Below are 24,934 nucleotides of genomic sequence, written 5' to 3' on the forward strand. Positions count from 1 at the left end.
TCGTCGGGCTCACCGTCGGGCCGCCGCATCGGTCGTGGCCGGGGTGCCCGGGGCGACGGCGACGGGCAACCGTGCCGCGATCCGCCAGCCGGACGCCGTCGGTCCCGCGGCGAGGGTGCCCCCGACGGCGTTCGCACGCTCGCGCATGCCGATGATCCCGTTGCCGGACGGGCCGAGCAACGGGGCGACGGACGGTGCGCCGGTGGCGCGGTCGGGTGCGGCGGTGTCCTCGACGACGAGTTCGACGACCTCCGGGCCGATCCGGACCGCGATGACGGCGTGGTGGTCGTGCGCGTGCTTCATGACGTTGGTCACCGATTCCTGGACGATGCGGAAGGCCGTGCGGTCGGTGGTGCGATCCAGCGCCGCGGGGTCGCCGTCCACCTCGGCGCGGAGGTCGACCCCGGCCGCTCGTGCCCGTTCGACGAGGTCGGGCAGGCGGTCGAGACCCGGCACGGGGTTCCGCTCGGGCTCGGCACCCGCCGACGCCGACGCCGACGCGGTGCCCGGATCGCCCTGGCCGTCCACCGAGCGCAGGACGCCGAGGATCGTGCGGAGCTCCACCAGGGCGTCGCGGCTGGTGTCCCGGATGTCGGCGAGCGACTGCCGGGTGCGGTCGGGCAGGTCGGCACCGAGGTGGAGCGCCACGCCCGCCTGCAGGTTGATGAGGGACATGCTGTGGGCGACCGAGTCGTGGAGCTCGCGGGCGATCCGCACCCGCTCGTCCCGTGCTCGTCCCTGCTCCGCCGCGGCTCGGCGCCGACGACGCTCGGCGGCTCGGTCGAGTCGGACCCGGACGAGCTCGGAGACGGACAGCGTCACCGCCACCCAGGCGACCGCGAGGAAGACGCTGTCGAGTCCGCGGCCGGACCCCCGTCCCAGCACGTCGTCGGCGGTCGGGAGCACCGCGGCAGCGATCGCCATGACGACGACGACCGTCTTCCGGCGTCCCCGGAGCCAGGCGTTGGCCGCCGCCATCGTCAGGGCCGCGACGAAGGGGCCGCGCGGGCTGACGAGCACGGCGTAGCCGACGGTGGTGACCAGGGTGACGAGCAGCACCGCGCTGGGCCACCGCCACCGCCACGGCAGGACGACGACCCCGGCGACGAGCAGCGCGATCGCGACCGGACCGGGCTGTGCCGCATCGGACACCGCCGCGCCGAGCCCGTGCGGCATCCAGGGCGGTCCGCCCCCGGCACCCGCGGGCGCACCCGCCGGGAACCGGGCGGCGAGGAGCGTGCCGCCGACCTGCACGACGGCGACCGGCAGCACCCGTCCGACCCGTGCGAACCGACGGACGCCGCGCGCACGGTCGTCGGAGACCGCGAGGGGGTCGGCCGGTTCGGATCGCATGCCCCGAGCCTAGGGTCGTCCCGCTGCGGTGCCGTCGGACGAGGGCAGGAGCTGTGGACTACTCCCCGGGGAGTACGCGGCGGCGGTGGGGAGGCCTCCGTACGACCGCGGGAGGAGCGGGAAGTGGGCCTCGACGGCGGACGCGGGACGGGCCTCCCGGCCGCCAGGCTGACACCGTCACCGATCCCGGTGACGCACCACGACCGGAGGCCACCATGCACACCGCACTCTCGACCATCGCCGCCGTCGGCCCCTACGGGCACGGCGGCGGGTTCCCCTTCCCCGTCTTCCCGCTGTTCTTCCTGCTCGCGTTCCTGGCAGCGGTCGTCGTGTTCGGCGTCCTGCGCCGCGGCAGCTGGCACGCCCGTTCCGACGCCCGCGCGGTGCTCGCCGACCGCTTCGCTCGCGGCGACATCGACGCGGAGGAGTACCGCTCGCGGCTGTCGGAGCTCGGCCGGAAGTGACGTCCGGCGGGAGCTGACGCTCAGCCGGAGGTGACCGACAGCGCCGACGTGATCGTCGCCACGGTGTCGTCGACCGACTCCTCGATCGACACCGCGACGGCGGCCTCGTCGGGCTCCGGCCGCTCGAGCGTCGCGAACTGCGAGTCGAGCAACGAGGACGGCATGTACTCGTGGTGGCGGTGGGCCTGCCGGTCGGCGATCAGCTCGTGCGAGCCGTCGAGGAACGCGATCACCAGGTCCGGCGCGGCCGCCCGCAGCCGGTCGCGGTAGACACGGCGGAGCGCGGAGTTCGCCATCACGCACCGGTGCCCGGAGGCCTGGAGCTCGGCGATGCGCGCGGCGCACGCGTCCAGCCACGGCCACCGGTCCTCGTCGGTGAGGGGCGTGCCCTGCCGCATCTTCTCCTTGTTGGCCGCGGGGTGCAGGTCGTCGGCGTCGACGAAGGTGCTCGGCTGGCCCTGCTCGGCGAGGGCGTCGGCCAGTGCCTGCCCGATCGTCGACTTGCCGGAGCCGGAGACCCCCATCACGAGCACGGGCGGGAGGACGTCGCGGTCGGTCATCCCTCCACAGTACGGGCCGTCCGGTTCCCGTCCACAGTTGCTGCGACACCCGTGCCGTCCCAGGGCTGCGGTCGTACGGTGGCGGGAGGACCGCAGGCCCTCGAGACCCAGGACGAAGGAGACGACGTGGCAGAGAACGAACAGCCCGGAGACGGCGGCAAGGCGAACATCGGCGTGGTCGGCCTGGCCGTCATGGGGTCGAACCTGGCCCGCAACCTCGCGTCACGCGAGGGCAACACGGTCGCGGTCTACAACCGCACCTACGCCCGCACCCAGGAGCTCGTCGACGAGCACGGGGACATGGGCTTCATCGCGTCCGAGGACATCGACGGCTTCGTGGCCTCGCTGGCGAAGCCGCGCACCGCGATCATCATGGTGCAGGCCGGCAAGGGCACCGACGCCGTCATCGGGCAGCTCGCCGAGCGGTTCGAGGAGGGCGACATCATCGTCGACGGCGGCAACGCCAACTTCCACGACACCATCCGCCGCGAGCACGACCTGCGCGACAAGGGCCTGAACTTCGTCGGCACCGGTATCTCCGGCGGCGAGGAGGGCGCGCTGAAGGGCCCGTCGATCATGCCGGGCGGCTCGGACGAGGCCTGGGAGACCCTGGGGCCGATCCTGAAGTCGATCGCCGCGGTCGCCGAGGGCGAGCCGTGCGTCACCCACGTCGGCACCGACGGCGCCGGACACTTCGTGAAGATGGTCCACAACGGCATCGAGTACGCCGACATGCAGCTCATCGCCGAGTCGTACGACCTGCTGCGCCGCGTCGGTCGGCACTCCACGGACGACCTGGTGAAGGTCTTCGAGCAGTGGAACGAGGGCGACCTCGAGTCGTACCTCATCGAGATCACCGGCGAGGTCCTCAAGCAGCAGGACCCCGAGTCCGGCAAGGCCCTGGTCGACGTCATCCGCGACGAGGCGGGCTCGAAGGGCACCGGCGTCTGGACGGTGCAGAACGCCGTCGGACTCGGCGTCCCCGTGTCCGGCATCGGCGAGGCGGTCTTCGCCCGCGCGGTGTCCTCGAAGCCGAGCCAGCGCGCCGCCGTGCAGCAGGCGTTCCCCGACCGCCCCGACGTGGTCGACGTGCCGGACGGGTTCGAGGACGACGTCCGCGCGGCGCTCTACGCGTCGAAGGTCGTCGCGTACGCGCAGGGCTTCGACCTCATCATCGCGGGGGCGAAGGAGTACGACTGGGACATCTCGCTCGGTGACATGGCGAAGATCTGGCGCGGCGGGTGCATCATCCGCGCGCAGTTCCTCAACCGCATCGTCGAGGCGTACGACAAGAACCCCGAGCTCGAGTCGCTGCTGGTGGACCCGTACTTCGCCGACGCGGTCAAGGAGGGCGAGGCCGCCTGGCGTCGCATCGTCGGGATCGCTGCCGCCTCGGGCGTCCCCGCACCGGGCTTCTCGTCCGCGCTCGCGTACTTCGACTCGCTCGCGTCCGACCGGCTCCCCGCGTCGCTGATCCAGGGGCTGCGCGACTTCTTCGGCGCGCACACCTACCAGCGCATCGACAAGGACGGCACGTTCCACACGCTGTGGTCGGACGACGACCGCCGCGAGGTCGAGCAGGAGCCGTCCACGCACTGAGCCGGTCTCCTTGCACGCACGGCGCAGGCCTCCGTCGTACGACGGGGGCCTGTGCTGTGCCGACGACCCGGCTCGGACGCCCGTCCGGCTCAGGCGACGATGCGCTCCCGGGCCAGGTCGGCGACCAGCCGGGTGAGCCGCGGCCCCCGGCCGAGCAGCCGCCGCGAACCGGGAGCCGCCCGGACGAAGAAGGTCGCCACCGCGGCGGTGTCGTCCGGCCGCACGTAGTGCATCGCGACGGCGCTCGCGTTCCGCTGGCCGGTCACGTCCTCGATCCCGACGTGCACCATCCGGCTCCACCGGATCACGAGCAGCCGCGTGGCCCGACGCTCCTCGAGCTCCCACAGACTGGCCTCGGTCGCGCCGAACGCCCACGTCACCCGGTCGCCGAGCGTCACCTCGGGACGGGCGTCGTGCACGTCGGCACGGAGTTCGGGTGTGGGGGCGGCCGGGACGAGCCAGACGGTCGGGTCGATCCGCCGGATCGCGAGGGCGAGGGCCTCGTCGGCGCGACGACGACGCACCGACCGGGCGCGGACGACCGCGACCACGACCGCCGCGACCCCCACCGTCACGGCGACGGCCTCGGCGATGCCGAAGAAGGTGAGTCCGGTGTGCGGGGCGGACGCGACGACGACGATGCGGCTGACGACGAGTGCGGTCCAGATCCCGAGCAGGACCCAGCGCAGCACCGCGAGGCGCCGCGCGACCGGACTCGTCGGGCGTGACGGACGCCGAGGACCGCGACGGGCTCGGCGGTCTGGTCGGTCCAACACGCTCCCGATCCTCGCACGGCAGTCGCCGGTGCCGCTGGCCCGCCGCCGTGAACGCTCGACGAACCCGGCCGCCGCGCCGACTGTCAGCCCGTCCGCGGCCCGGTCGACCTACGCTGCACGGGTGAGCACGACAGCGTCCCCGAGCACGGCACCGGCCCCGCCAGCAGCACCGACGCCGCTCCGTCGGCCGCGCCTGCTCGCCGCCGCGTGCGGGGTCGTCGCGATCGTGGCCTTCCTCGCCGTGGCCGAGCTCGGCGCCCTGCTGCTCGGCGGCGCCGGCAGTCCGCTCGTCGCGGTCGGTTCGGCGGTCATCGACCTCGCTCCCCCGGCCGCCAAGAACGTGATGGTCGGACTCTTCGGGACCGGTGACAAGGTCGCGCTGTTCGTGCTGATGGCCGTCATCACCGTCGCCGTGAGCGCGGGAGCGGGGGTCCTCGAGCGCGCCCGTCCGCCGTTCGGTGCCCTCGTCTTCGCCGTCGGTGGCGCGCTCGCGCTGTTCGCCGTGACGACCCGGTCGGGCAGCGGCACGTGGGACGGCGCGCCGACCGTGCTCGGTGTCGCGGCGGCCGTGGTCGTGCTCCGGGTCCTGCTGCAGAAGCTCCGACGGTGGGAGGCGGCGGCAGCGGTGCCGTCCGCGTCGCCGCGACCGGCCGCGACCGAACGGCGGGTCTTCCTCGTGTGGGGCGTCGCGACCGCCGCCGCCGCTGTCGTGGTGGGCGGAGCCTCCCGCATCGGCACCGCCTCGCTGCAGGCGGCGGCGGCCGCGCGCCGAGCCATCCGTCTGCCGGCCGCGGCGTCACGCGAGACCGCGGTCCCCGCAGGCGCGTCCCTCGACGTCGACGGCGTCACCCCGTACGTCACGCCGAACGCCGACTTCTACCGCATCGACACCGCGCTCCGGGTGCCGTCGATCGACCCGGCCGACTGGCGGCTCCGCATCCACGGCGCCGTGGACCGGGAGGTCGAGGTCACGTGGGACGAGTTGCTCGCCCTGCCGCTCGAGGAGCACATGGCCACGCTCAGCTGCGTGTCGAACGAGGTCGGCGGGGACCTCATCGGCAACGCGCTCTGGCTCGGCTACCCGATCCGGTCGCTCCTGGCACGTGCGGGGGTGCACGACGACGCCGACATGGTGCTCTCACGGAGCATCGACGGGTTCTCCGCCGGCACCCCGCTCGACGTACTGCAGGACGAGGACACCGCAGCGCTGCTGGCGGTGGGCATGAACGGCGACCCCCTGCCGCCCGAGCACGGCTTCCCGGTGCGGATGGTCGTGCCCGGGCTCTTCGGCTACGTCTCCGCGACGAAGTGGGTCACGGAGCTCGAGGTCACCCGCTTCGCGGACGCCCAGGGCTACTGGACGCCCCGCGGCTGGTCGGAGCGCGGCCCCGTCAAGCTCGAGTCCCGGATCGACACGCCCCGCGGCGGTGCCTCGCTGCCCGCAGGCGAGCCGGTCGCGATCGCCGGCGTGGCCTGGCACCCGCACACCGGGGTGAAGAGCGTGCAGGTCCGCATCGACGACGGGGCGTGGCAGGACGCCGAGCTCGCGGACTCCGTGTCGGCGGACACCTGGCGGCAGTGGGTGCACCGCTGGACCCCGTCGGCGGGATCGCATCGCATCGAGGTCCGGGCGACGAGCGCGGACGGCCAGGTGCAGACGAGCGTCCAGCGCCCGCCCGCACCGAACGGCGCGACCGGCTGGCACACCGTGCAGGTCAGCGCCGGCTGACCCGACGACCACGGTCGGCGCCAGCCCGACGACCACGGTCAGCGCCGCCGGACCTGGCGACCGCGGCACCGCGCGTCAGGACGGACGGACCGCCACGACGCACGTGCCGTCGACCTCGTCGTCGGTCTCGACCGACACCGCGAAGCCCGCGGCTGTGAAGGCCGCGGCGGACACGGCGGCCTGCTCCGCGGACACCTCGATGACGAGCGCACCACCGGGACGCAGCCACTCCCCCGCTCCGACGGCGATGCGCCGGTGCACATCGAGGCCGTCCGCACCGCCGTCGAGCGCGACCCGCCGTTCGTGGTCGCGTGCCTCGGTCGGCATCGTCGCCACCGCACCCGTCGGCACGTAGGGCGCGTTCACGGCGAGGACGTCGACGGCGCCTCGGAAGCGCTCCGGCAGGGGGTCGAAGAGGTCGCCGAGCACGACGATCCCGCGGTCGCCGATGTTCTCGGCCGCGACGTCGACCGCGTCCGGGTCGATGTCCGCGGCGACCAGGTCGAGCGCTCCGACGCGTCCGAGCAGCGCCACCGAGACCGCACCGACGCCACAGCACAGGTCGACCACCCGGTCGTAGCGCTGCAGCCGCCGCGCGGCATGCTCGACGACGACCGTCGTGCGGGTCCGGGGCACGAACACCCCGGGCACGACGCGGACACGGTGCCCGTCGAACGCCGCCCACCCGAGCACGACCTCGAGCGGCTCACCCGCGAGCCGCCGCTGGACCAGTCCGCGCAGCCGCACGGGGTCGCCGTCACCGGCGTCGAGGAGCAGGTCGGCCTCGTCCTCGGCGAAGACGCTGCCGGCGGCACGGAGTCGCGCCGCGAGCGCGGCGCGGGCGGGATGGACGCCAGGCACGACGTCAGCCCGCCGCCCGGCTCACGGACGGCGCGTGGCCGGGTCGGTCAGGCAGCACCGTCGAACATCGAGGTCACGGAGCCGTCGTCGAACACCTCGTGGATCGCGCGGGCGATCAGCGGGGCGATCGGCAGGACCTCGAGGCGGTCCCAGCGCTTGTCCTCCGGCAGCGGCAGCGTGTCGGTCACGACCACGCGGTCGATGAACTCGCTCTGCAGGAGCTCGGTGGCCGGGTCGGAGAACACCGCGTGGGTGGCGGCGACGACCACGCCGGTCGCGCCCGCGTTCTTGAGCGCCTCGGCCGCCTTCGCGATGGTCCGGCCGGTATCGATGAGGTCGTCGACGAGCAGGCAGACCCGTCCGGAGACGTCACCGACGATCTCGTGCACCGAGACCTGGTTCGGCACGAGCGGGTCGCGGCGCTTGTGGATGATCGCGAGCGGGGCACCGAGCTTCTCGGACCAGATGTCGGCGACGCGCACGCGCCCCATGTCCGGCGAGACGACGGTCAGCGTCTTCGGGTCGAGGATCTGCTGGAAGCGCTCGAGGAGCACGGGCATCGCGAAGAGGTGGTCGACGGGGCCGTCGAAGAAGCCCTGGATCTGCGCCGCGTGCAGGTCGACGCTCATGATGCGGTGCGCGCCCGCGGCCTTGAACAGGTCCGCGACGAGCCGGGCCGAGATCGGCTCACGCCCGCGGCCCTTCTTGTCCTGGCGCGCGTAGGGGTAGAACGGCGCGACGACGGTGATCCGCTTGGCCGAGGCACGCTTCAGGGCGTCGACCATGATGAGCTGCTCCATGAGCCACTCGTTGATCGGCGCGGTGTGCGACTGGATGACGAACGCGTCGCAACCGCGGACCGACTCGTCGAAGCGCGCGTAGAGCTCGCCGTTCGCGAAGGTCCGTGCATCGGTCGGCACCAGGTCGACACCGAGCTCCTCGGCGATCTGCTTCGAGAGTTCCGGGTGGGCCCGACCCGACACGAGGACGAGTCGTTTCTGGCCCGTGGTCTTGATTCCGGACAAGTGCGGTGCTCACTCCCTGACCCGCTCGGGGTCGTCTCGATCGACCCGACCGCCGTCAGATCTGTTCGCCGTGCGCGTGCCGAGCCGCCTCGGCCGCCGGCGAACCGGGTCGGTGTTCCTCGACCCATCCGTCGGTGTTGCGCTGCGGGGCGTAGCTGATCGCCAGCGACCCGGCCGGTACGTCCTTGCGGACGGTCGTACCCGCGCCGGTGTACGCCCCGTCCCCAATCCTAACCGGGGCGACGAACACGTTGTGCGAGCCGGTGCGGACGCGTGACCCGACCTCGGTCCGGTGCTTGTGCACGCCGTCGTAGTTCGCGGTGATCGTGTTCGCGCCGATGTTGGACTCCTCGCCGACCTCGGCGTCGCCGATGTACGACAGGTGCGGGACCTTGCTGCCGCGTCCGATGACCGCGTTCTTCGTCTCGACGAAGGTGCCGATCTTGCCCCGCTCGCCGAGGACCGTGCCCGGACGCAGGTAGGCGAAGGGCCCGACGGAGGCGCCGTCGCCGATGACCGCGAGGGTCGCGTCGACCCGGTTCACCACCGCGCCGGCGCCGACCTCGGTGTCGCGGAGCGTGGTGTCCGGCCCGACCACCGCGCCGGCGGCGATCGCCGTCGCGCCCACGAGCTGCGTCCCGGGCAGGATCTCGGCGTCGGCCTCGATCGTGACGTCGAGGTCGATCCAGGTCGTGGCCGGGTCCTGCACGGTGACCCCGGCGACCTGGTGCCGGCGGACGATGCGGGCGTTGAGCTCGCGCGCGGCGTCGGACAGCTGCGCGCGGTCGTTGATGCCGGACACGAGCCACGGGTCGGTCAGGGTGACGACGTCGACGGCACCGCCACGCTCGATGACGAGGGCGGGCACGTCGGTGACGTACTGCTCGCCCTGGGCGTTCGCGGTGGTGAGCGACGGCAGCACGGCGCGCAGGTGCGTCACGTCGAAGGCGTAGATGCCGGCGTTGTACTCGGTGATGGTGCGCTGGGCGTCCGTCGCGTCCTTGTGCTCGACGATGCCGACGAAGGCGCCGGCGGCGTCGCGGACGATGCGGCCGAGACCGGTGGCGTCGTCGGCGATCGCGCTCACGAGCGTGACGGCGTTGCCGGCGTGGGTGTTCAGGAGCGCGCGGAGCGACACCGCGTCGAGCAGCGGGACGTCGCCGGAGAGCACCACGACGGTGCCGTCGAAGTCGTCGGGCAGCGCCTGGACCGCGACCTGGACCGCTCGTCCGGTGCCGGGGACCTCGTCCTGGTCGACGACGATCGCGTCGGGCGCGCGCTCGGCGACCTCGGCCGCGACGCGCTCCCGCTCGTGCCGGACGACGACGGCGAGGTGCTCGGGCTCGAGCGAGGCGGCCGTCCGCAGCACGTGCGCGACGAGGGGCAGGCCGGCGAGCCGGTGCAGCACCTTCGGGGTGGACGACTTCATGCGCGTGCCCTGCCCGGCGGCGAGGACGACGACGGCGATGCGCTGGTCGGTCATGCACCCATCCTGGCGCAAGCACTCCCGACGGGTGCACGGCGAGCACGGCGTGCACGGCGTGCACGGCGTGCACGGCCTGCACGGACGTGACGCACCCGCTCGGCGGTGCCGGGCTCCCGAACCCGCTAGGCGGTCGCCGGCTCCCGACGGACGAACGCCATGAGCACGAGCCCCGCGACGAGCACCACCACGACGCCGATGATCCCGAAGCGCGTGGAGCCACCGACGGTGACCGCGATCCCGAACAGCGCCGGCGCGAGGAACGAGGCCGCCCGCCCGGTCGTGGCGTAGAGGCCGAAGAGCTCGCCCTCGCGACCGGGCGTCGCGAGCCGCGACAGGTACGCCCGCGACGACGACTGCACCGGGCCGACGAACAGCGCGAGGGTCAGCCCGAGCACCCAGAACCCGGCGGTCGCGTCGCCCACGAGGAACACGCCGACCCCGGTCAGCGCGAGTCCGGCGAGCGAGACCGTGATGACCGCGCGCGACCCGAAGCGGTCGTCGAGCCGACCGGACGCGAACGTCGCGATCCCCGCGACGACGTTGGCGGCGATCGCGAAGAGGATCACCTGCGACGGCGTGAAGCCGAACACCTGCGCGGCCACGATCCCGCCGAAGGTGAACACCGCGCCGACCCCGTCGCGGAACACGGCGCTCGCGACGAGGAACGCCAGGACGTTCCGGCGCTCCCGCCACAGCCGCGCGACGTGCCGCCCGAGGTCGCGGTAGGCGCCGAGCAGGCCGCCCGCGCGCGTCCGGTCCGGTGCCGCCTCGGGCACCGTGAGGAAGAGCGGGACCGAGCTCACGGCGAGCCACACCGCGGCGATGCCGATGGCGACGCGCACGTCCCACGACCCGGACGCCACCGTCGACGGCAGGTGCAGGAGTCCGGCGACCCCCTCGTCGCCGAAGTCCTGGATGCAGAGCACGAGCAGGACGACGAGCAGCACGATGCCGCCGAAGTACCCGGCCGCCCACCCGATCGCCGACACCCGGCCGGTCTCCGGGCCCGGCGCCACCTGGCCGAGCATCGCGTTGTACCCGACCGTCGCGATCTCGTAGGCGACCGTCCCGATGCCGAGCAGGGCCGCGCCGAGCACCAGGTACGGCTGCTGCGGGGCGACGAACACCATGGCCCCGATGGACAGCGCGACGCCGACCGTGCCGATGAGCACCGACCGGCGCCGGTGCCCGGACGAGTCGGCGAGCCGCCCCACCGCGGGGGCGACGAGCGCCACCACGATCCCGGCGAGGGTGAGCGCGGTCGAGACGGTCGCCGCGTTGTGCGCGAGTTCGCGCTCGACGGCGCGCGCGGCGTCCGCCGAGGACCCCTCGGCGGCGACGAGCCCCGGGTCGACGAACGCACGACTGGCGAGGTACGTGCTGAAGACGAAGGTCGTGACGACGGCGTTGAAGGCCGCGGACCCCCAGTCCCAGAGCGCCCAGGACACGAGAGCCCGTCGGTCGGTGCGCTGCGGCACTGCCGCCGCCGGTGTCGCGGTCATGGCCGAACCGTAGCGCGTCACGGTGTCGTGCCGGTGCCCCCGGTCCGGGTGCGTCGGCAGGTGCGGTCGCCGGACCGGACCGCGAGACGGACGGGAGGCGCGGTGCCCGCCGGCAACGCGCCTCCCGTTCGTCGAACGGTCACGTCATCACGACGTGGTCAGTCCGTCGCCGGCACGCCGTTCGGGTACACGACCGACTTCAGCGACGCCGGGTCGGTGTCGCTCTCCAGGGCCTCGCGGACCTCGTCGAGCCCGAAGCGCCCGGTGACGAGCGCGTCGAGGTCGACCTGGCCCGAGGCGACCAGCCCGATCGCCACCGGCCAGGTGTTCGTGTACCGGAAGATGCCCGTGACGGTCACCTCGAGGTTCTGGATGTGCTCGACGGGCAGGACCATCTCGGAGTTGCCGAGACCGACGAGCACGGCCGCGCCGGCCGGTCCCACGGCCTTGATGCCGTCCGACACCGCTCGGGGCGCGCCACTGGCGTCGATGAACGCGTCGACGGGCACGATGTCCGACGTGACGTCCACCGCGACCGGGTCCACGACCTCGGTGGCGCCGAAGGACAGCGCGCGCTCGCGACGCTCGGGCACGAGGTCGCTCACGACGACGCGGGTCGCGCCGAAGGCCCGGGCGACCTGCGCGCAGATCACGCCGATCGGACCGGCGCCGGCGACGAGCACGCTCGACCCGGGGACGATCCCGGCCTTGCGGGCGGCCGCGATGCCGACGGACAGCGGTTCGAGCAGCGCACCGGCCTCGAAGGACACGCTGTCCGGCAGGGTGTGCGCGAACTCGGCCTCGATGGTGACGTACTCGGCGAAGGCGCCGTCGACCGGCGGGGTCGCGTAGAAGCGCATGTGCGGGCAGAGGTTGTACCGGCCGGCCAGGCACTGCGCGCAGCGGTGGCAGGGGCGCTGCGGTTCGACGGCGACGCGCTCGCCGACGCGGGACGGGTCGACGCCCTCGCCGACGGCGGCGATCGTGCCGGACAGCTCGTGGCCGAGGACGAGCGGCTCCTCGACGACGAAGTCGCCGATGCGGCCGTGGCGGTAGTAGTGGACGTCGGAGCCGCACACGCCGACGGCGGCGACCCGGACGAGCACGTCGCCGGGTGCGACCTCGGGGACGGCGCGGTCCTCGATCGTCAGGTCCTCGGTGCCGAGCAGGACGCTCGCGCGCTGGGTGTCGGGGGTGGTGCTCATGCGGATCTCGCTTCCTCGACCGCGTCGTCGCGGTCGGCTGTGGTCTCGTGGGTGTCGGTGGTGGTGGTCACGGAGGCTCCCGCGCTGGTGGGCTCGCCCACGGTCGTGGGGGCTCCCGTGCTCGCGGGCACGCCCGTGCTGCGGAGGGTGCCGTCGCGGAGGAGGTCGGCGAACCCGAGCTCGGCCGCGCCCCGCACGAGGACGTCGCGCCCGAGGGCGGCGGGCACGATGCGGAGCCGGTCGGTCATCGCCGCCATGGTCTGGGCCCGGACGTCGTCCTCCACGCGGTCGCCGACGTGCCCGAGCAGGACGGCGAGGAACCCGCCGAGCACGACGACCTCGGGGTCGACCGTGTGGATGGCGTTCCGGATCGCGGTGGCGAGCGCCGCGACCTGGCGGTCGACGACCCGTTCGACGGTGTCCCGCCCGTCGGCGAGCGCCGTCGCGAGCGCGTCGAGGTCGTCCGGTGCGGTGCCGGTCACGGCGGTCAGGGCACCGCGCGAGGCCTCGGTCTCGAGGCACCCGACCGCACCGCAGTGGCAGCGGATGCCGTTCGCGGCGACGAAGGTGTGCCCGAGCTCGCCCGCGTACCCGTCGGCACCGCTGAACGGTCGGCCGGCGCTCACGATCCCGCCGCCGATGCCGCTCGCGCCGCCGTTGAGGTACACGAGGTCGTCGACACCGCGCGCGCTGCCGTACAGCCGCTCGGCCCAGGCGCCGAGGTTCGCGTCGTTCGCCGCGCGGACCGGCAGCCCGAGGCGCTCGGCGAGCGGCCCGGCGAAGGGCTCGTCGCGCCACCCGAGGTGCGGGGCGTCGCGGACGACCCCGTCCTCGACCCGGACGATGCCCGGGACGGCGACGCCGACCCCGACGACCCGGAGCGACGGTGCCCGGTCGGTGAGCGTCCGCAGCACGCGGGCGACGGCGTCGACGGCGTCCGCCGCTCCGGGCACGGTGGTCTGCGGTTCGACGAGGCGGTCCCGGACGGTGCCGTCGAGCGCGACGAGGGCGACCCCGACGGCGTCGATCTCCACCGTCACCGCAGCGGCCACGACGTCCGGTGCCGCTCGGACGATCGCGCTCGGGCGGCCGACGCCAGCCGGGCGCTCGGAGCCGGAGCCACCGGCCGTCGGCAGCTCCTCGTGCACGAGGCCCTGCTCGACGAGCTCCCCGACCAGTGCGAGCACCGTCGACCGGTTGAGCCCAGTCCGACGGGTGAGCTCGGCGCGGCTGACGGGTCCGCCCTCGTGCACGATGCGGAGGACGCGCGCGGCGTTGCCGGGCGTGGTCGTGGCCGTCCGGGCCATGGGTCCTCCTGGGGTGTGCGGGGTGGGGGGCGGGGCGAGCCTCGGCTCTGCGGACAGTTTCGCGGGCGCGAAGCCGCGACACTGTCCGCCAGGCCGAGCCTCGTGCGGGCAGGCAGGCGGGCAGGCAGCCCGGCGCCGACTAGCGCGACCGCGAGAACGCGGCGTCGAACGACGCGTCGGGCGGGGCGATCGTCCCGAGTCGCCGCACGAACGCGAGCGCCTCGGGGCCGCCGACGAGCCGGTCCATGCCCGCGTCCTCCCACTCGACACTGGTCGGCCCCGCGTACCCGATGTGGTTGAGCACGCGGAACACCCGCTCCCACGGCACGTCCCCGTGGCCGGCGGTGACGAAGTCCCACCCGCGCCGGGGGTCGCCCCACGGCAGGTGCGACCCGAGCCGTCCGTTCCGACCGTCGAGCTGCTTGACCGACTCCTTGCAGTGCACGTGGTACACCCGGTCGGCGAAGTCGAGCAGGAACGCGGCGGGGTCGAGGTCCTGCCAGACGAAGTGCGACGGGTCGAAGTTGAACCCGAACGCCGGTCGGTCCGCGAAGACGTCCAGCGCCCGACGAGCCGTCCAGTAGTCGTAGGCGATCTCGGACGGGTGCACCTCCAGCGCGAAGCGGACGCCGACCTCCTCGAACACGTCGAGGATCGGCGACCAGCGGTCGTGGAAGTCCTGGTACCCGGCCTCGATCATCGACGGCGGCACGGGCGGGAACCCGGCGACGGTCTTCCAGATCGACGAGCCCGAGAACCCGGTGACGGTGTCGATGCCGAGCGCGGCCGCCGCGCGTGCGGTCCACTGCAGCTCCTCGGCCGCGCGCTGCCGCACGCCCTCGGGATCACCGTCGCCCCACACGTGCGGCGCGAGGATGTCCTCGTGCCGCTGGTCGATCGGGTCGTCGCACACGGCCTGCCCGGTCAGGTGGTTCGCGATCGTCCAGACCTGCAGCCCGTTGCGCTCGAGGATCGCCCTGCGGTCCGCCACGTACTCGGGATCCGTCGCGGCACGGCGGACGTCGAGGTGGTCACCCCAGCAGGCGATCTCCAGGCCGTCGTAGCCCCACTCGCCGGCCAGACGTGCGACCTCCTCGAAGGGCAGGTCGGCCCACTGCCCGGTGAACAGCGTCACCGGCCGGGAGGCACCGCTCGGCTCCGACGTGCTGCTCACTGGTCCCTGCTCCTCGTTCACCACGTGCCCGGCTCCGCTCCGGCTGGCACCGTCTCCGGACGGTCGACGCGCGACCGCACCTCGACCACAGTGTGCTCGCGGGCCGCGGTGGAGACCGCCTCCATGGTCTCGAGCACGTGGAACGCGAGGTCGCCGGACGCCCGGTGCGGGCGGTCCGTCGCGATCGCGTGCGCCATGTCGGCGAGACCGTACCCACGTCCGGCGTCGGCGTACCCGGCGCTCGTCGGCAGGTCGGACCACTCGCGCGTGGCGGCGTCGGCGATCGACACGGTGTCCGAGAACCGGTTCGGGTCGGGGACGCCGAGGGTGCCCCCGGTGCCGTACACCTCGAACAGCGGTGCCCGGGTCGCCCAGACCTCGAACGAGACGGTGACCGTCGAGACGACACCGCTCGCGTGCTCCAGGACCGCGACGACGTGCGTGTCGATGTCGACCCGCAGCGGGGTGCCCGCGGCCGGACCGGTGGCGATGGTGCGCTCGCGGTCGGACCGGGTCGAGGCTCCGCTCACGCGGACGACCGGGCCGAAGAACGACACGAGGCTCGTCAGGTAGTAGGGCCCCATGTCGAGCAGCGGACCGCCGCCGGGCTGGTAGTAGAACCCCGGTGCCGGGTGCCAGAGCTCGTGGCCGGGCGCCGACCACGAGACCGCCGCCCCCACGGGCGTGCCGATCGCGCCGCTGTCGAGCGCCTGGCGGGCGGTCTGGATGCCGGTGCCGAGCACGGTGTCCGGCGCGCTGCCGATCCGCAGGCCCGAGCGGCGGGCGAGGTCGAGCACGGGCTGCGCCTCGGCCGTCGACATCGCCAGCGGCTTCTCGCCGTAGACGTGCTTGCCGGCCTCGAGCGCCCGGGTGGCGATCTCGGCGTGCGCGGCGGGGATCGTCAGGTTGAGGACGACGTCGACGTCGTCGGCCGCGATGAGCTCGTCGACCGAGGAGCCGCGAACGCCCTGGGCCTCGCCGACCGCCTGCGCCCGCGCCACGTCGATGTCCGCCACGGCGGTGAGCTCGAGCCCGGGCAGGGCCGGGAAGTGCTCGAAGTACTGCTGGCTGATGACGCCGACCCCGACGACACCGACCTTCAACGGGCTGCCCACAGGAGTCCCCTCTCGATGATCGTGCGGAGCGGCTGCGACTCGACGACCTCGAGCCGGTGCCCGGGTGCCGAGACGAACACGCGTCCCTCGCCCCACTGCCGGGTCCAGATCGCCGGCGCCGTGACCGGACGGTTCCAGGCGTCGAAGTCCCGGGCCTCCTGCATCGTGGTCGCCAGCACGTCGTTGTACTCGTCGGAGAGCACCCAGTACTGCTCGGTCACGAGGTCGAAGTCCTCGATGCCCTGCGTGATCGGGTGCTCGTGCCCGGCCTCGGTGACGTGCACCGTGTACGGGATGTAGTTGTCGGACTGCTCGCCGGTGCGCTCCGAGGGGTGCTTGCCCGCGTGGTGCGCGAACTGGCCGCCGATCATGTGCAGGTAGTCGGCGGTGTTCCGGAAGGCGTCCGCGATGCCGCCGTGCCACCCGGCGAGCCCGGCGCCGCCGAGCACCGCCTGCTGCAGTCCCGCGAACTCGTCGTCCGCGATGGTCGACATCGTCACGACCTGCACGATCAGGTCGACCTCCGCCATCACGGACTCGTCGGCGTACACCGCCGTCGAGTCCGACACGCGGACGTCGAAGCCGTTGTCCCGCAGGAACGGGACGAACAGGTCGGTGGTCTCGACGGGCATGTGTCCGTCCCACCCGCCGCGGACGACCAGTGCCCGGCGCTGCGGGGTCTCGGCGGCGCTCATCGGATCGCCGTCCAGGCGCTGCCGTCGACCGCGCTGCGCTCGACCGCGTCGAGGACCTGCTGCACGTGCAGGCCCTCCTCGAAGGACGGGGACGGGTCCTCGCCAGCGACGATCGCCTGCACGAAGTCCTTCACCTCGTGACTGAAGGTGTGCTCGTACCCGATGAGGTGTCCGGTCGGCCACCACGCCGCCATGTACGGGTGCTCGGGCTCGGTGACGAGGACCCGCCGGAAGCCCTGCTCCCCCGCGGGTGCCGACGCCTCGTACAGCCGCAGTTCGTTCATGGACTCGAGGTCGAACTGGATCGCGCCCTCGGAGCCGCTGATCTCGAGGGTCAGGCCGTTCTTCCGGCCGGTCGCGTACCGCGTCGCCTCGAAGGTGCCGATCGCACCGTCCGCGGCGCCACCGGCCAGACGACCGAGGAAGAACGCCGCGTCGTCGACGGTGACCTGCCCGCGCTCCTCGGACGCCGTGCCGGAGAGTCCGACGCCCTCGGCCATCAGCGGGCGCTCGTGCACGAAGGTCTCGAGCGTGCCGGACACGGTGGACAGCTGTGCGCCGGTGACGTGCTCGACGAGGTCGATCGCGTGCGCACCGATGTCGCCGAGCGAGCCGGAGCCGGCGAGCGCCTTGTCGAGGCGCCACGTCATCGGGCCCTCGGGGTCGGCCAACCAGTCCTGCAGGTAGAGCGCGCGGACCTGGCGGACGGTCCCGAGCCTCCCGGCCTGCACCAGCTGGCGGGCCAGCGCGATCGCGGGGACCCGGCGGTAGCTGAAGCCGACCATCGACCGGACGCCGTCCGCCCGGGCCGCCGCGGCGGCCTCGGTCATCGCCTCGGCCTCGGCGACGGAGTTGGCGAGCGGCTTCTCGCAGAGCACGTGCTTGCCGGCGCGGAGCGCGGCGATCGCGACCTCGACGTGCGACGAGCCGGGCGAGCAGATGTCGACCACGTCGATGTCCGGGTCGGTGACCGCTGCCCGCCAGTCGGTCGAGGCCGTCTGCCAGCCGTACTGGCGACGCGCTGCCTCCGTCCGCTCCGGGTCGCGCCCGACGACCACCGCCATCTCGGTCTCGACCCCGAGGTCGAAGAACCTCGGGGCGGTGCGCCACCCCTGCGAGTGGGCGGCCCCCATGAAGCCGTGTCCCACCATCGCCACACGCAGTCGTCCCTGCGCAGGTCGGTCCGATGCCATTCGTTCGCTCCTTTGCGATCACGTCTTGCCAGAGTCGACACTACCGCTTATGTTGGGCGCGGCAACATTTTGTTTCGACGACGAACGGTGATCCACCATGGCAACGACGCCCACCCGCGACGACAAGTTCTCCTTCGGTCTCTGGACCATCGGCTACAACGGCTCCGACCCGTTCGGCGGCCCGACCCGTCCCGCGCTGGACGTGGTCGAGGCGGTCGAGAAGCTCGACGAGCTCGGCGCCTACGGCCTGACCTTCCACGACGACGACCTGTTCGCGTTCGGCTCGACCGACGCCGAGCGCCAGGCGCAGATCGACCGCCTGAAGGGCGCGCTCGACTCGACCGGGATCATCGTCCCGATGGTGACGACGAACCTGTTCTCGGCGCCGGTCTTCAAGGACGGCGGCTTCACCTCGAACGACCGCGACGTCCGCCGCTTCGCGCTCCGCAAGGTGCTCCGCAACGTCGACCTCGCCGCCGAGCTCGGCGCGAAGACGTTCGTCATGTGGGGTGGCCGCGAGGGTTCGGAGTACGACTCCGCCAAGGACGTGCAGGCCGCCCTCGAGCGCTACCGCGAGGCCGTCAACCTGCTCGCCCAGTACGTCACCGACAAGGGCTACGACATCCGCTTCGCCATCGAGCCGAAGCCGAACGAGCCCCGCGGCGACATCCTCCTGCCGACCCTCGGCCACGCGATCGCCTTCACCGAGACGCTCGAGCGCCCGGAGCTGTTCGGCATCAACCCCGAGGTCGGCCACGAGCAGATGGCGGGCCTGAACTTCACCGCCGGCATCGCCCAGGCGCTCTACCAGGGCAAGCTCTTCCACATCGACCTCAACGGCCAGCGCGGCATCAAGTACGACCAGGACCTCGTCTTCGGTCACGGCGACCTGCAGAACGCGTTCTCGCTCGTCGACCTGCTCGAGCACGGTGCCCCGCAGGGCGGCCAGGCGTACGACGGCCCCCGCCACTTCGACTACAAGCCGAGCCGCACCGAGGACATCACCGGCGTCTGGGACTCGGCGCAGGCGAACATGCGCATGTACCTGCTCCTCAAGGAGCGTGCGCAGGCGTTCCGCGCCGACCCCGAGGTGCAGGAGGCCCTGTCCGCCGCGAAGGTCGACGAGCTGAGCACCCCGACGCTGAACAGCGGCGAGTCGTACGACGACCTCCTCGCCGACCGCTCGGCCTACGAGGACTTCGACGCCGACGCGTACTTCGGCGGCAAGGGCTTCGGCTTCGTGCGCCTGCAGCAGCTCGCGATCGAGCACCTCATGGGCGCTCGTGGCTGACGTCGTCGAGCGTCGGCTCGTCGCAGGGGTCGACTCGTCGACCCAGTCCTGCAAGGTCACCGTCCGCGATGCGGCGACCGGCGCGGTCGTCCAGGAGGGGCGCGCGTCCCACCCGGACGGCACGTCCGTCGACCCCCGCCACTGGTGGGACGCGCTCGGCTCCGCGATCGCGGACGCCGGCGGGTTCGACGACGTCGCCGCCGTCGCGATCGCCGGGCAGCAGCACGGCATGGTCGCGCTCGACGCCGACGGCCGCGTGGTCCGCGACGCCCTGCTCTGGAACGACGTGCGCAGTGCGGACGCGGCCGCGCAGATGGTCGAGGAGCTCGGCCGGGAGGCATGGGTCGCCCGGACGGGTCTGGTCCCGGTGGCCTCGTTCACCGGCACCAAGCTGCGGTGGCTCCGCGACGCCGAGCCCGACAACGCGGCGCGCGTCGCTGCCGTCGCGCTCCCCCACGACTGGCTGTCGTGGCGGCTGCGCGGGTACGGCCCGGCGGACGAGAGCCCGCTCGGTCCGGACCTCGACGCCCTCGCGACCGACGGCTCGGACGCCAGCGGCACCGGCTACTGGGACCCGGTGCGCCGGGAGTACGACGCGGAGCTGTTCGAGCAGGCGCTCGGACGGGCCTCGCGGGTCGCCGGCGTCGGCACGCCGGACGCCGACCTGGTCGTGGTCCCGCGGATCGTGGCTCCCGACGAGGCTATGGGCACGCTGGCGTCCGACGTCGACCTGCCGGGCGGCGCCGTCGCCCGCGCCGGGCTCGTCGTCGGCCCGGGGCTCGGCGACAACGCCGGGGCAGCGCTCGGACTCGGGCTCGGCCCGGGTGACGTCGCGGTGTCCCTCGGTACGAGCGGCACGGTCTTCGGGGTCACCGACACCGAGGTGACGGACCCGAGCGGGACCGTGGCGGGCTTCGCCGACGGGACCGGGTCGCGCCTCCCGATCGTCACCACGCTCAACGCAGCCCGGGTGCTCGAGGTGGTCGGCGGCCTCCTCGCCGTCGACCACGGCGAGCTCGGCGAGCTGGCGCTGCAGGCGCCGGCGGGGTCGGACGGACTCGTCCTGGTGCCGTACTTCGTCGGCGAGCGCACGCCGAACCGGCCGGACGCGACCGCCTCGCTGCTCGGCATGACCCCGCAGACGACCGACCGGGCGCACCTCGCCCGTGCCGCCGTCGAGGGCATGCTGTGCGCGCTCGCGGACGGGCTCGCCGCGGTCGAGGACACCGGCGTGACGGTGGACCGACTGCTGCTCATCGGTGGGGCCGCGCGGAACGAGGCCGTCCGTGCCGTCGCCGCGCAGGTGTTCGGTCGCGACGTGTCGATCCCCGAGCCCGGCGAGTACGTCGCCGCGGGGGCCGCACGCCAGGCCGCGTGGGTGCTCGGCGGGACCCTGCCGTCGTGGGAGGTCGCCGCGACCGTCGTGCCCGCGGACCCGCACCCCGAGGTGCTCGAGCAGTACCGCGCCGCCGCGCGCTGACACAGCGGGAACCACCCGCGCCCCCGCGTACCTGATGGAATCGGGCGTACCTGGACGGAACAACCGACCAGGTACGCCCGATCCGTCTCGGTACGCCCGGAACGACCCACACCAGCGAGGACTCCCCATGCCGCTCACCGACCTGCCCCTCGACCCGCTCCGCGCCTACCGGCCCGAGGTGCGTCACCCCGACGACTTCGACGCGTTCTGGGCGCAGACCGTCGCCGACGCACGGACGGCGGGCGCCGGCACCGACGCGGTCCTGACGCCCGCCGAGACCCCGGTCACCGCGCTCGACGTGCAGGACCTGACGTTCCCGGGCTTCGCCGGCGACCCCGTCCGCGCCTGGGTGTCACGGCCGGCCGGCGCGACGGGCAACCTGCCCGCCGTGGTCGAGTTCCTCGGCTACAACGGCGGACGCTCCCGCCCGGGTGAGCGCGTCGCGTGGGCCCTCGCCGGGTACGTGCACGTCGTCATGGACACCCGCGGACAGGGCAGCGGCTGGGGCGGCGGGGACACCCCCGACCCGCACGGCTCCGGGCCGCACGTCGCCGGCTGGATGACGAGCGGCATCGACTCCCCCGCCGACCACCACTACCGCCGCGTGTTCACCGACGCCGTCCGACTGGTCGAGGCCGTCCGCGACCTGCCGGGCGTCGACGCCGAGCGCATCGCCCTGACCGGTGGGAGCCAGGGCGGTGGCATCGCGATCGCCGCGGCGGCCCTCGTCGAGGCGCACGTCGGCCCCCTGGTCGCCGTGCTGCCCGACGTGGCGTTCCTCTGCGACTGGGAGCACGGCGCAGACGTCGCCGTCAGCGACCCGTACCAGGAGCTGGTGCGCTACCTCGCCGTCCACCGCGACGCCGCGGACACGGTGTGGGACACGGCCGCGTACTTCGACGGGGTCAACCACGCAGCGCGGATCACCGCCCCGGCGCTGTTCTCGGTCGCGCTCATGGACGACGTGGTCCCGCCCCGGACGACGTTCGCGGCGTACAACGCCCTCGGCTCGACCGACAAGCACATCGAGGTGTACCCGTACAACGGCCACGAGGGCGGCGGGTACCGGCACTGGGAGCGACAGACGGCGTTCCTGGCCGAGCGCCTGCGCTGAGGATCGGCGCGACCCGGTATTGTTAAGTTTATCAGCGCGCTGTACTCGGTGATAAACTTAACAACATGCGCTCACCCGTGACGAACCCCTTCCAGCCGGGCTCGGACATCGTCCCGGACGTGTGGGCCGGCCGGGTCGAGCAGCTCAGTGACTGGCGAGACGTCGTCCGGCCGAGGCGACACGCGGGGCTGTACGAGACCGGTCGCACCATCCTGGGTGAACCCGGAACGGGCAAGTCGAGCCTCGTCCGGCGGATCGCGCGCCTCGCCGCGGAGGACGGGGACTGGGTGACGCCGCAGCTGCGGATGCCCGCCGGCGCCGACCCGATCCGCCTCGTCGCATCGGCGATCCTGCGACTCGCCGACACAGCGGGGCTGCGCAGCTCGGCCCGGCAGGGTGTACTCGACCTCCTGGCGCGAGTCGAACAGCTCGCGGTCAGCGGCTTCTCCGTCACGCTCCGCGGACACGACGGACCGGAACCGTTCACCAGCCTCTCCGAACTCCTCGTCGAGATCGGGCAGGCGGCCGTCGAGCAGGACGCCGTCGTGCTCGTGCACATCGACGAGGTCCAGAACATCTCCGACGAAGCGGCGCTCTCCCAGTTGCTCATCGCCCTCGGCGATGCGCTCGCGCACCAGGTCGACGTCGTCGCACCCGGCGGCGTCGTAGTCGAACGGTACCTGCCGATCGCGGTCTACCTCACCGGCCTGCCCGACTTCGAGGACATGGCCGGGGCACGCAAGGGCGCCACCTTCGCCCGCCGCTTCCGGACGGTCACCCTGGCCGCGATCGACGAGGACGACCTCGCGCAGGCACTGCAGCCGTTCGTGATCGACGGGTGGGAGACACCGTCCACGACCGGCGCTGCCGAAGCCGTGCGCATGACCCCGGACGCCGTCCGCGCGCTGATCGCCCTCTGCTGCGGCGAGCCCTTCCTCTTCCAACTCGCCGGACAGCGGGCGTGGAACGCGGGCTCGTCGTCCGTGATCACCGAGGACGACGTCCGACACGGCTGGCAGGGCGCCGAGGGCGAGGCATCAGCGCACGTCGAGCGCATCCTCAACCGCCTCCCCAGCCGCGAACGGGAGTTCGTCGAGGCGATGGCGGCGCTCCCGCTCCCCTCGCGCACCCTGACCGCCATCGCCGAACGGATGGGCCTGCCCTCGGCTACCCAGGTCGGCCCCTTCTCGCAGCGCTTGGACACCGTGCGCGGCATCATCGTGCGCGGCAAGCCGTACACGTTCCGGAACCGCGCGGTCGAGGCCTACCTGTCGACGGACTGGCCGCACGTCGGCTGACCCCGGATCGGGTCGCGAAGCGCCGCGACGCGCACTGCGCAGCCGCCTCCCCGGACCGAGGGCGCAGACTGTTCGGCGCATGCGCACAGACGACCGGACGACGACCGCCACCCAGCACCACGGCACCGCGGTCGACGCTGCCGTCGAACTCTTCGAGGACGTCTACAGCAGCCACGACATCAACATCGGCGAAGCGGTCACCGACGGGTTCTCCTACCGGTACCGCGCCGTGGGCGACGACCGGGTGACGACCGCGACCTCGGCGGTCGCCGCGCACCGGTGGGGCACGATCAACCCCGGTCGCCAGTACGTCCTCGCCTGGGCGACCGGCCCGGGCATGGTGCTCGACGTCGACCGGCGCGAACCGATCGAGATGCTGCCGAACGTCCCGGTGATGTACCCGGCCGGACGGCCCTTCTCGTTCGACGCCGCACCAGCGGTCCAGCACGTCATCCGGTTCGACGGCCCCTGGCTCGAGTCGATCGGTGCCGCGGTCCGCGCCGACCTCCCCGGGCCCCTCGAACTCCGCCCGACGGCCGACGCGGAGGCCCTGGCGCCGCTGCGTCGCACGATCGCCGGCGCGGCGACGACGCTGTGGGACCCGTCGGTGGACGCCGGGACCCGTGCGGCGGACCACCGCCGGATCGCCGAGGCCGTCCTCCAGGCGTTCGACGCGACGCCGCGGTCCGGCATCGCGACCGCCGCTCGCGGCTCCGTCCGGGTGGCGCAGGAGTGGATCGCCGCGAACGCCCACCGGCCGCTGACCACCTCGGACGTGTGCCGTGCGACGGGGCTCAGCGCCCGCGGGCTGCAGGCCGCGTTCCACCGTGCGGGTGCGGCGAGCCCCATGCAGTTCCTCCGCGACGTGCGACTGCACCGGGTGCGGGCGGTGCTCCTGGCGGCCGACCCCGGGTCGACGACGGTCGCCGAGGTCGCGCAGACCTGGGGCTTCGCCCACCTGGGACGCTTCGCGGGCACCTACGCCACCGCGTTCGGCGAGCGCCCCTCCGCCACGCTGCAGCGGCGCGGTCCGGCTCAGCCGAGCAGCGCGCCGACGGCGTCGACCACGACCTGACGGCGTCGCGGTGCGGTGACCGCCGCGACGGATGCGGCCGCCTCGGGGGCGAGTCCGCTCCAGAACACCGCCGTGTGCACGACGAGCCCGAACAGCACCGCGGGCCGGAAGCGGCGCGGGAGCACGTCGGCCCGCTGGGCCCGCTCGACCTCGTCGACGGCGTCGGCGTACTGCTGCGCCAGGGTCTCGAGGGCGACGTCCGGTCGCTCGAGGCGGTGCCAGGTCGCGAGCCGCTGCACCCACGGGCGCTCGACCGTGACGTCGTGCAGGCGCCCGGCCCACTCCGCCAGGGCCGCGGTGTCGAGCGGAGCCGCGTCGAGCACGCCCGTGAGCTCGTGCACGAGCAGGGCGTCGAACAGGCCGTCCTTCCCGCCGAAGTAGTGGAAGACCTGCGCCTTGTTGCTGCCCGCGACGGCGGCGAGCCGCTCGATGCGCGCCCCGGCCAGCCCGTGGGCGGAGAACTCGTCGCGCGCGGCGGCGAGGAGGGTCGCGCGCATCGCGTCGGCAGCGGGGGGCGTGAAGCGGGCCATGCCGACACGGTACCGATCCGCGGGTCGGGACCGGTGACGACGCGGCGACCAGCGTGACGGACGGGAGGCCCGTGGCGGCGTCGCCACGGGCCTCCCGTCCGT

The 24,934-nt window shown here is 73.4% G+C and carries 22 protein-coding genes; 8 read left to right on the plus strand and 14 right to left on the minus strand.

The genetic code is table 11. From position 1 onward, the window contains the following. Positions 1-9 precede the first annotated feature (9 nt). Positions 10-1,353 carry a sensor histidine kinase gene (locus tag H7A69_RS01750; protein WP_182045471.1) on the minus strand — a complete coding sequence of 448 codons (1,344 nt, stop codon included), beginning with the start codon at positions 1,351-1,353 and terminating at the stop codon, positions 10-12. 215 nt (positions 1,354-1,568) lie between these two features. Here H7A69_RS01750 and H7A69_RS01755 point away from each other — a divergent pair, with 215 nt between their 5' ends. Beyond that, complete coding sequence (locus H7A69_RS01755) at positions 1,569-1,817, plus strand: hypothetical protein (protein ID WP_182045472.1); 249 nt, start codon at positions 1,569-1,571, stop codon at positions 1,815-1,817. Between the two features lie 20 nt (positions 1,818-1,837). Here the strand turns inward: H7A69_RS01755 and H7A69_RS01760 are convergent, their stop codons facing one another. Next, positions 1,838-2,377 (minus strand): gluconokinase, encoded by a 540-nt coding sequence (locus H7A69_RS01760; protein WP_182045473.1) that lies wholly within the window; start codon positions 2,375-2,377, stop codon positions 1,838-1,840. A 126-nt stretch (positions 2,378-2,503) separates the two neighbouring features. Between H7A69_RS01760 and gndA the strand changes: the two genes are divergently transcribed. After that, complete coding sequence (gene gndA / locus H7A69_RS01765) at positions 2,504-3,976, plus strand: NADP-dependent phosphogluconate dehydrogenase (protein ID WP_182045474.1); 1,473 nt, start codon at positions 2,504-2,506, stop codon at positions 3,974-3,976. An 89-nt stretch (positions 3,977-4,065) separates the two neighbouring features. Here the strand turns inward: gndA and H7A69_RS01770 are convergent, their stop codons facing one another. Then, positions 4,066-4,668 carry a hypothetical protein gene (locus H7A69_RS01770; RefSeq protein WP_182045475.1) on the minus strand — a complete coding sequence of 201 codons (603 nt, stop codon included), beginning with the start codon at positions 4,666-4,668 and terminating at the stop codon, positions 4,066-4,068. 205 nt (positions 4,669-4,873) lie between these two features. Between H7A69_RS01770 and H7A69_RS01775 the strand changes: the two genes are divergently transcribed. Beyond that, complete coding sequence (locus H7A69_RS01775) at positions 4,874-6,481, plus strand: molybdopterin-dependent oxidoreductase (RefSeq protein ID WP_182045476.1); 1,608 nt, start codon at positions 4,874-4,876, stop codon at positions 6,479-6,481. A 75-nt stretch (positions 6,482-6,556) separates the two neighbouring features. On the opposite strand, the gene H7A69_RS01780 is transcribed toward H7A69_RS01775, so the two are convergent. From H7A69_RS01780 to H7A69_RS01825, 10 genes are all read right to left on the minus strand, one after another. Continuing rightward, positions 6,557-7,342, minus strand: a complete 786-nt coding sequence (locus H7A69_RS01780; RefSeq protein WP_182045477.1) for a putative protein N(5)-glutamine methyltransferase — start codon at positions 7,340-7,342, stop codon at positions 6,557-6,559. 47 nt (positions 7,343-7,389) lie between these two features. Next, on the minus strand, positions 7,390-8,367 hold the full coding sequence (locus H7A69_RS01785; protein WP_182045478.1) for a ribose-phosphate diphosphokinase: 978 nt from the start codon (positions 8,365-8,367) through the stop codon (positions 7,390-7,392). A 55-nt stretch (positions 8,368-8,422) separates the two neighbouring features. Beyond that, positions 8,423-9,850 (minus strand): bifunctional UDP-N-acetylglucosamine diphosphorylase/glucosamine-1-phosphate N-acetyltransferase GlmU, encoded by a 1,428-nt coding sequence (glmU, locus tag H7A69_RS01790; RefSeq protein WP_182045479.1) that lies wholly within the window; start codon positions 9,848-9,850, stop codon positions 8,423-8,425. A gap of 125 nt (positions 9,851-9,975) precedes the next feature. Continuing rightward, positions 9,976-11,355 carry an MFS transporter gene (locus H7A69_RS01795; protein ID WP_182045480.1) on the minus strand — a complete coding sequence of 460 codons (1,380 nt, stop codon included), beginning with the start codon at positions 11,353-11,355 and terminating at the stop codon, positions 9,976-9,978. 158 nt (positions 11,356-11,513) lie between these two features. Next, positions 11,514-12,560, minus strand: coding sequence for an NAD(P)-dependent alcohol dehydrogenase (locus tag H7A69_RS01800; RefSeq protein ID WP_182045481.1), 1,047 nt, complete (start codon positions 12,558-12,560; stop codon positions 11,514-11,516). Then, positions 12,557-13,867: an ROK family transcriptional regulator gene (locus H7A69_RS01805; RefSeq protein ID WP_182045482.1), complete on the minus strand. Its 1,311-nt coding sequence runs from the start codon at positions 13,865-13,867 to the stop codon at positions 12,557-12,559. The genes H7A69_RS01800 and H7A69_RS01805 overlap by 4 nt, the downstream gene beginning before the upstream one ends. Positions 13,868-14,006: 139 nt before the next feature. Beyond that, entirely contained in the window at positions 14,007-15,041 is a 1,035-nt protein-coding gene (locus H7A69_RS01810) for a sugar phosphate isomerase/epimerase family protein (RefSeq protein WP_182045483.1), read from the minus strand. 17 nt (positions 15,042-15,058) lie between these two features. After that, positions 15,059-16,156 carry a Gfo/Idh/MocA family protein gene (locus H7A69_RS01815; protein WP_182045484.1) on the minus strand — a complete coding sequence of 366 codons (1,098 nt, stop codon included), beginning with the start codon at positions 16,154-16,156 and terminating at the stop codon, positions 15,059-15,061. Next, positions 16,141-16,851 carry a ThuA domain-containing protein gene (locus H7A69_RS01820; protein ID WP_182045485.1) on the minus strand — a complete coding sequence of 237 codons (711 nt, stop codon included), beginning with the start codon at positions 16,849-16,851 and terminating at the stop codon, positions 16,141-16,143. The genes H7A69_RS01815 and H7A69_RS01820 overlap by 16 nt, the downstream gene beginning before the upstream one ends. Then, the gene (locus H7A69_RS01825) at positions 16,848-18,044 is read right to left on the minus strand and encodes a Gfo/Idh/MocA family protein (RefSeq protein ID WP_182045486.1); all 1,197 of its coding nucleotides are present in this window, start codon (positions 18,042-18,044) and stop codon (positions 16,848-16,850) included. Before H7A69_RS01825 ends, H7A69_RS01820 begins: the two co-directional genes overlap by 4 nt. Positions 18,045-18,141: 97 nt before the next feature. Here H7A69_RS01825 and xylA point away from each other — a divergent pair, with 97 nt between their 5' ends. From xylA to H7A69_RS01850, 5 genes are all read left to right on the plus strand, one after another. Further along, positions 18,142-19,335, plus strand: coding sequence for a xylose isomerase (xylA, locus tag H7A69_RS01830; RefSeq protein WP_069711734.1), 1,194 nt, complete (start codon positions 18,142-18,144; stop codon positions 19,333-19,335). Then, positions 19,328-20,815: a xylulokinase gene (gene xylB, locus H7A69_RS01835; protein ID WP_182045487.1), complete on the plus strand. Its 1,488-nt coding sequence runs from the start codon at positions 19,328-19,330 to the stop codon at positions 20,813-20,815. Before xylA ends, xylB begins: the two co-directional genes overlap by 8 nt. A gap of 127 nt (positions 20,816-20,942) precedes the next feature. Next, positions 20,943-21,929 carry an acetylxylan esterase gene (locus tag H7A69_RS01840; protein ID WP_182045488.1) on the plus strand — a complete coding sequence of 329 codons (987 nt, stop codon included), beginning with the start codon at positions 20,943-20,945 and terminating at the stop codon, positions 21,927-21,929. Positions 21,930-21,994: 65 nt separating this feature from the next. Continuing rightward, entirely contained in the window at positions 21,995-23,227 is a 1,233-nt protein-coding gene (locus tag H7A69_RS01845) for an AAA family ATPase (protein ID WP_182045489.1), read from the plus strand. A gap of 79 nt (positions 23,228-23,306) precedes the next feature. After that, complete coding sequence (locus H7A69_RS01850; RefSeq protein ID WP_182045490.1) at positions 23,307-24,302, plus strand: helix-turn-helix domain-containing protein; 996 nt, start codon at positions 23,307-23,309, stop codon at positions 24,300-24,302. On the opposite strand, the gene H7A69_RS01855 is transcribed toward H7A69_RS01850, so the two are convergent. Further along, positions 24,263-24,832, minus strand: a complete 570-nt coding sequence (locus H7A69_RS01855; RefSeq protein WP_182045491.1) for a TetR family transcriptional regulator — start codon at positions 24,830-24,832, stop codon at positions 24,263-24,265. The two genes, H7A69_RS01850 and H7A69_RS01855, sit on opposite strands and share 40 nt — an antisense overlap. Positions 24,833-24,934 lie beyond the last annotated feature (102 nt).

This window comes from Curtobacterium sp. ME26 (assembly GCF_903970945.1).
Classification (GTDB): domain Bacteria; phylum Actinomycetota; class Actinomycetes; order Actinomycetales; family Microbacteriaceae; genus Curtobacterium; species Curtobacterium citri.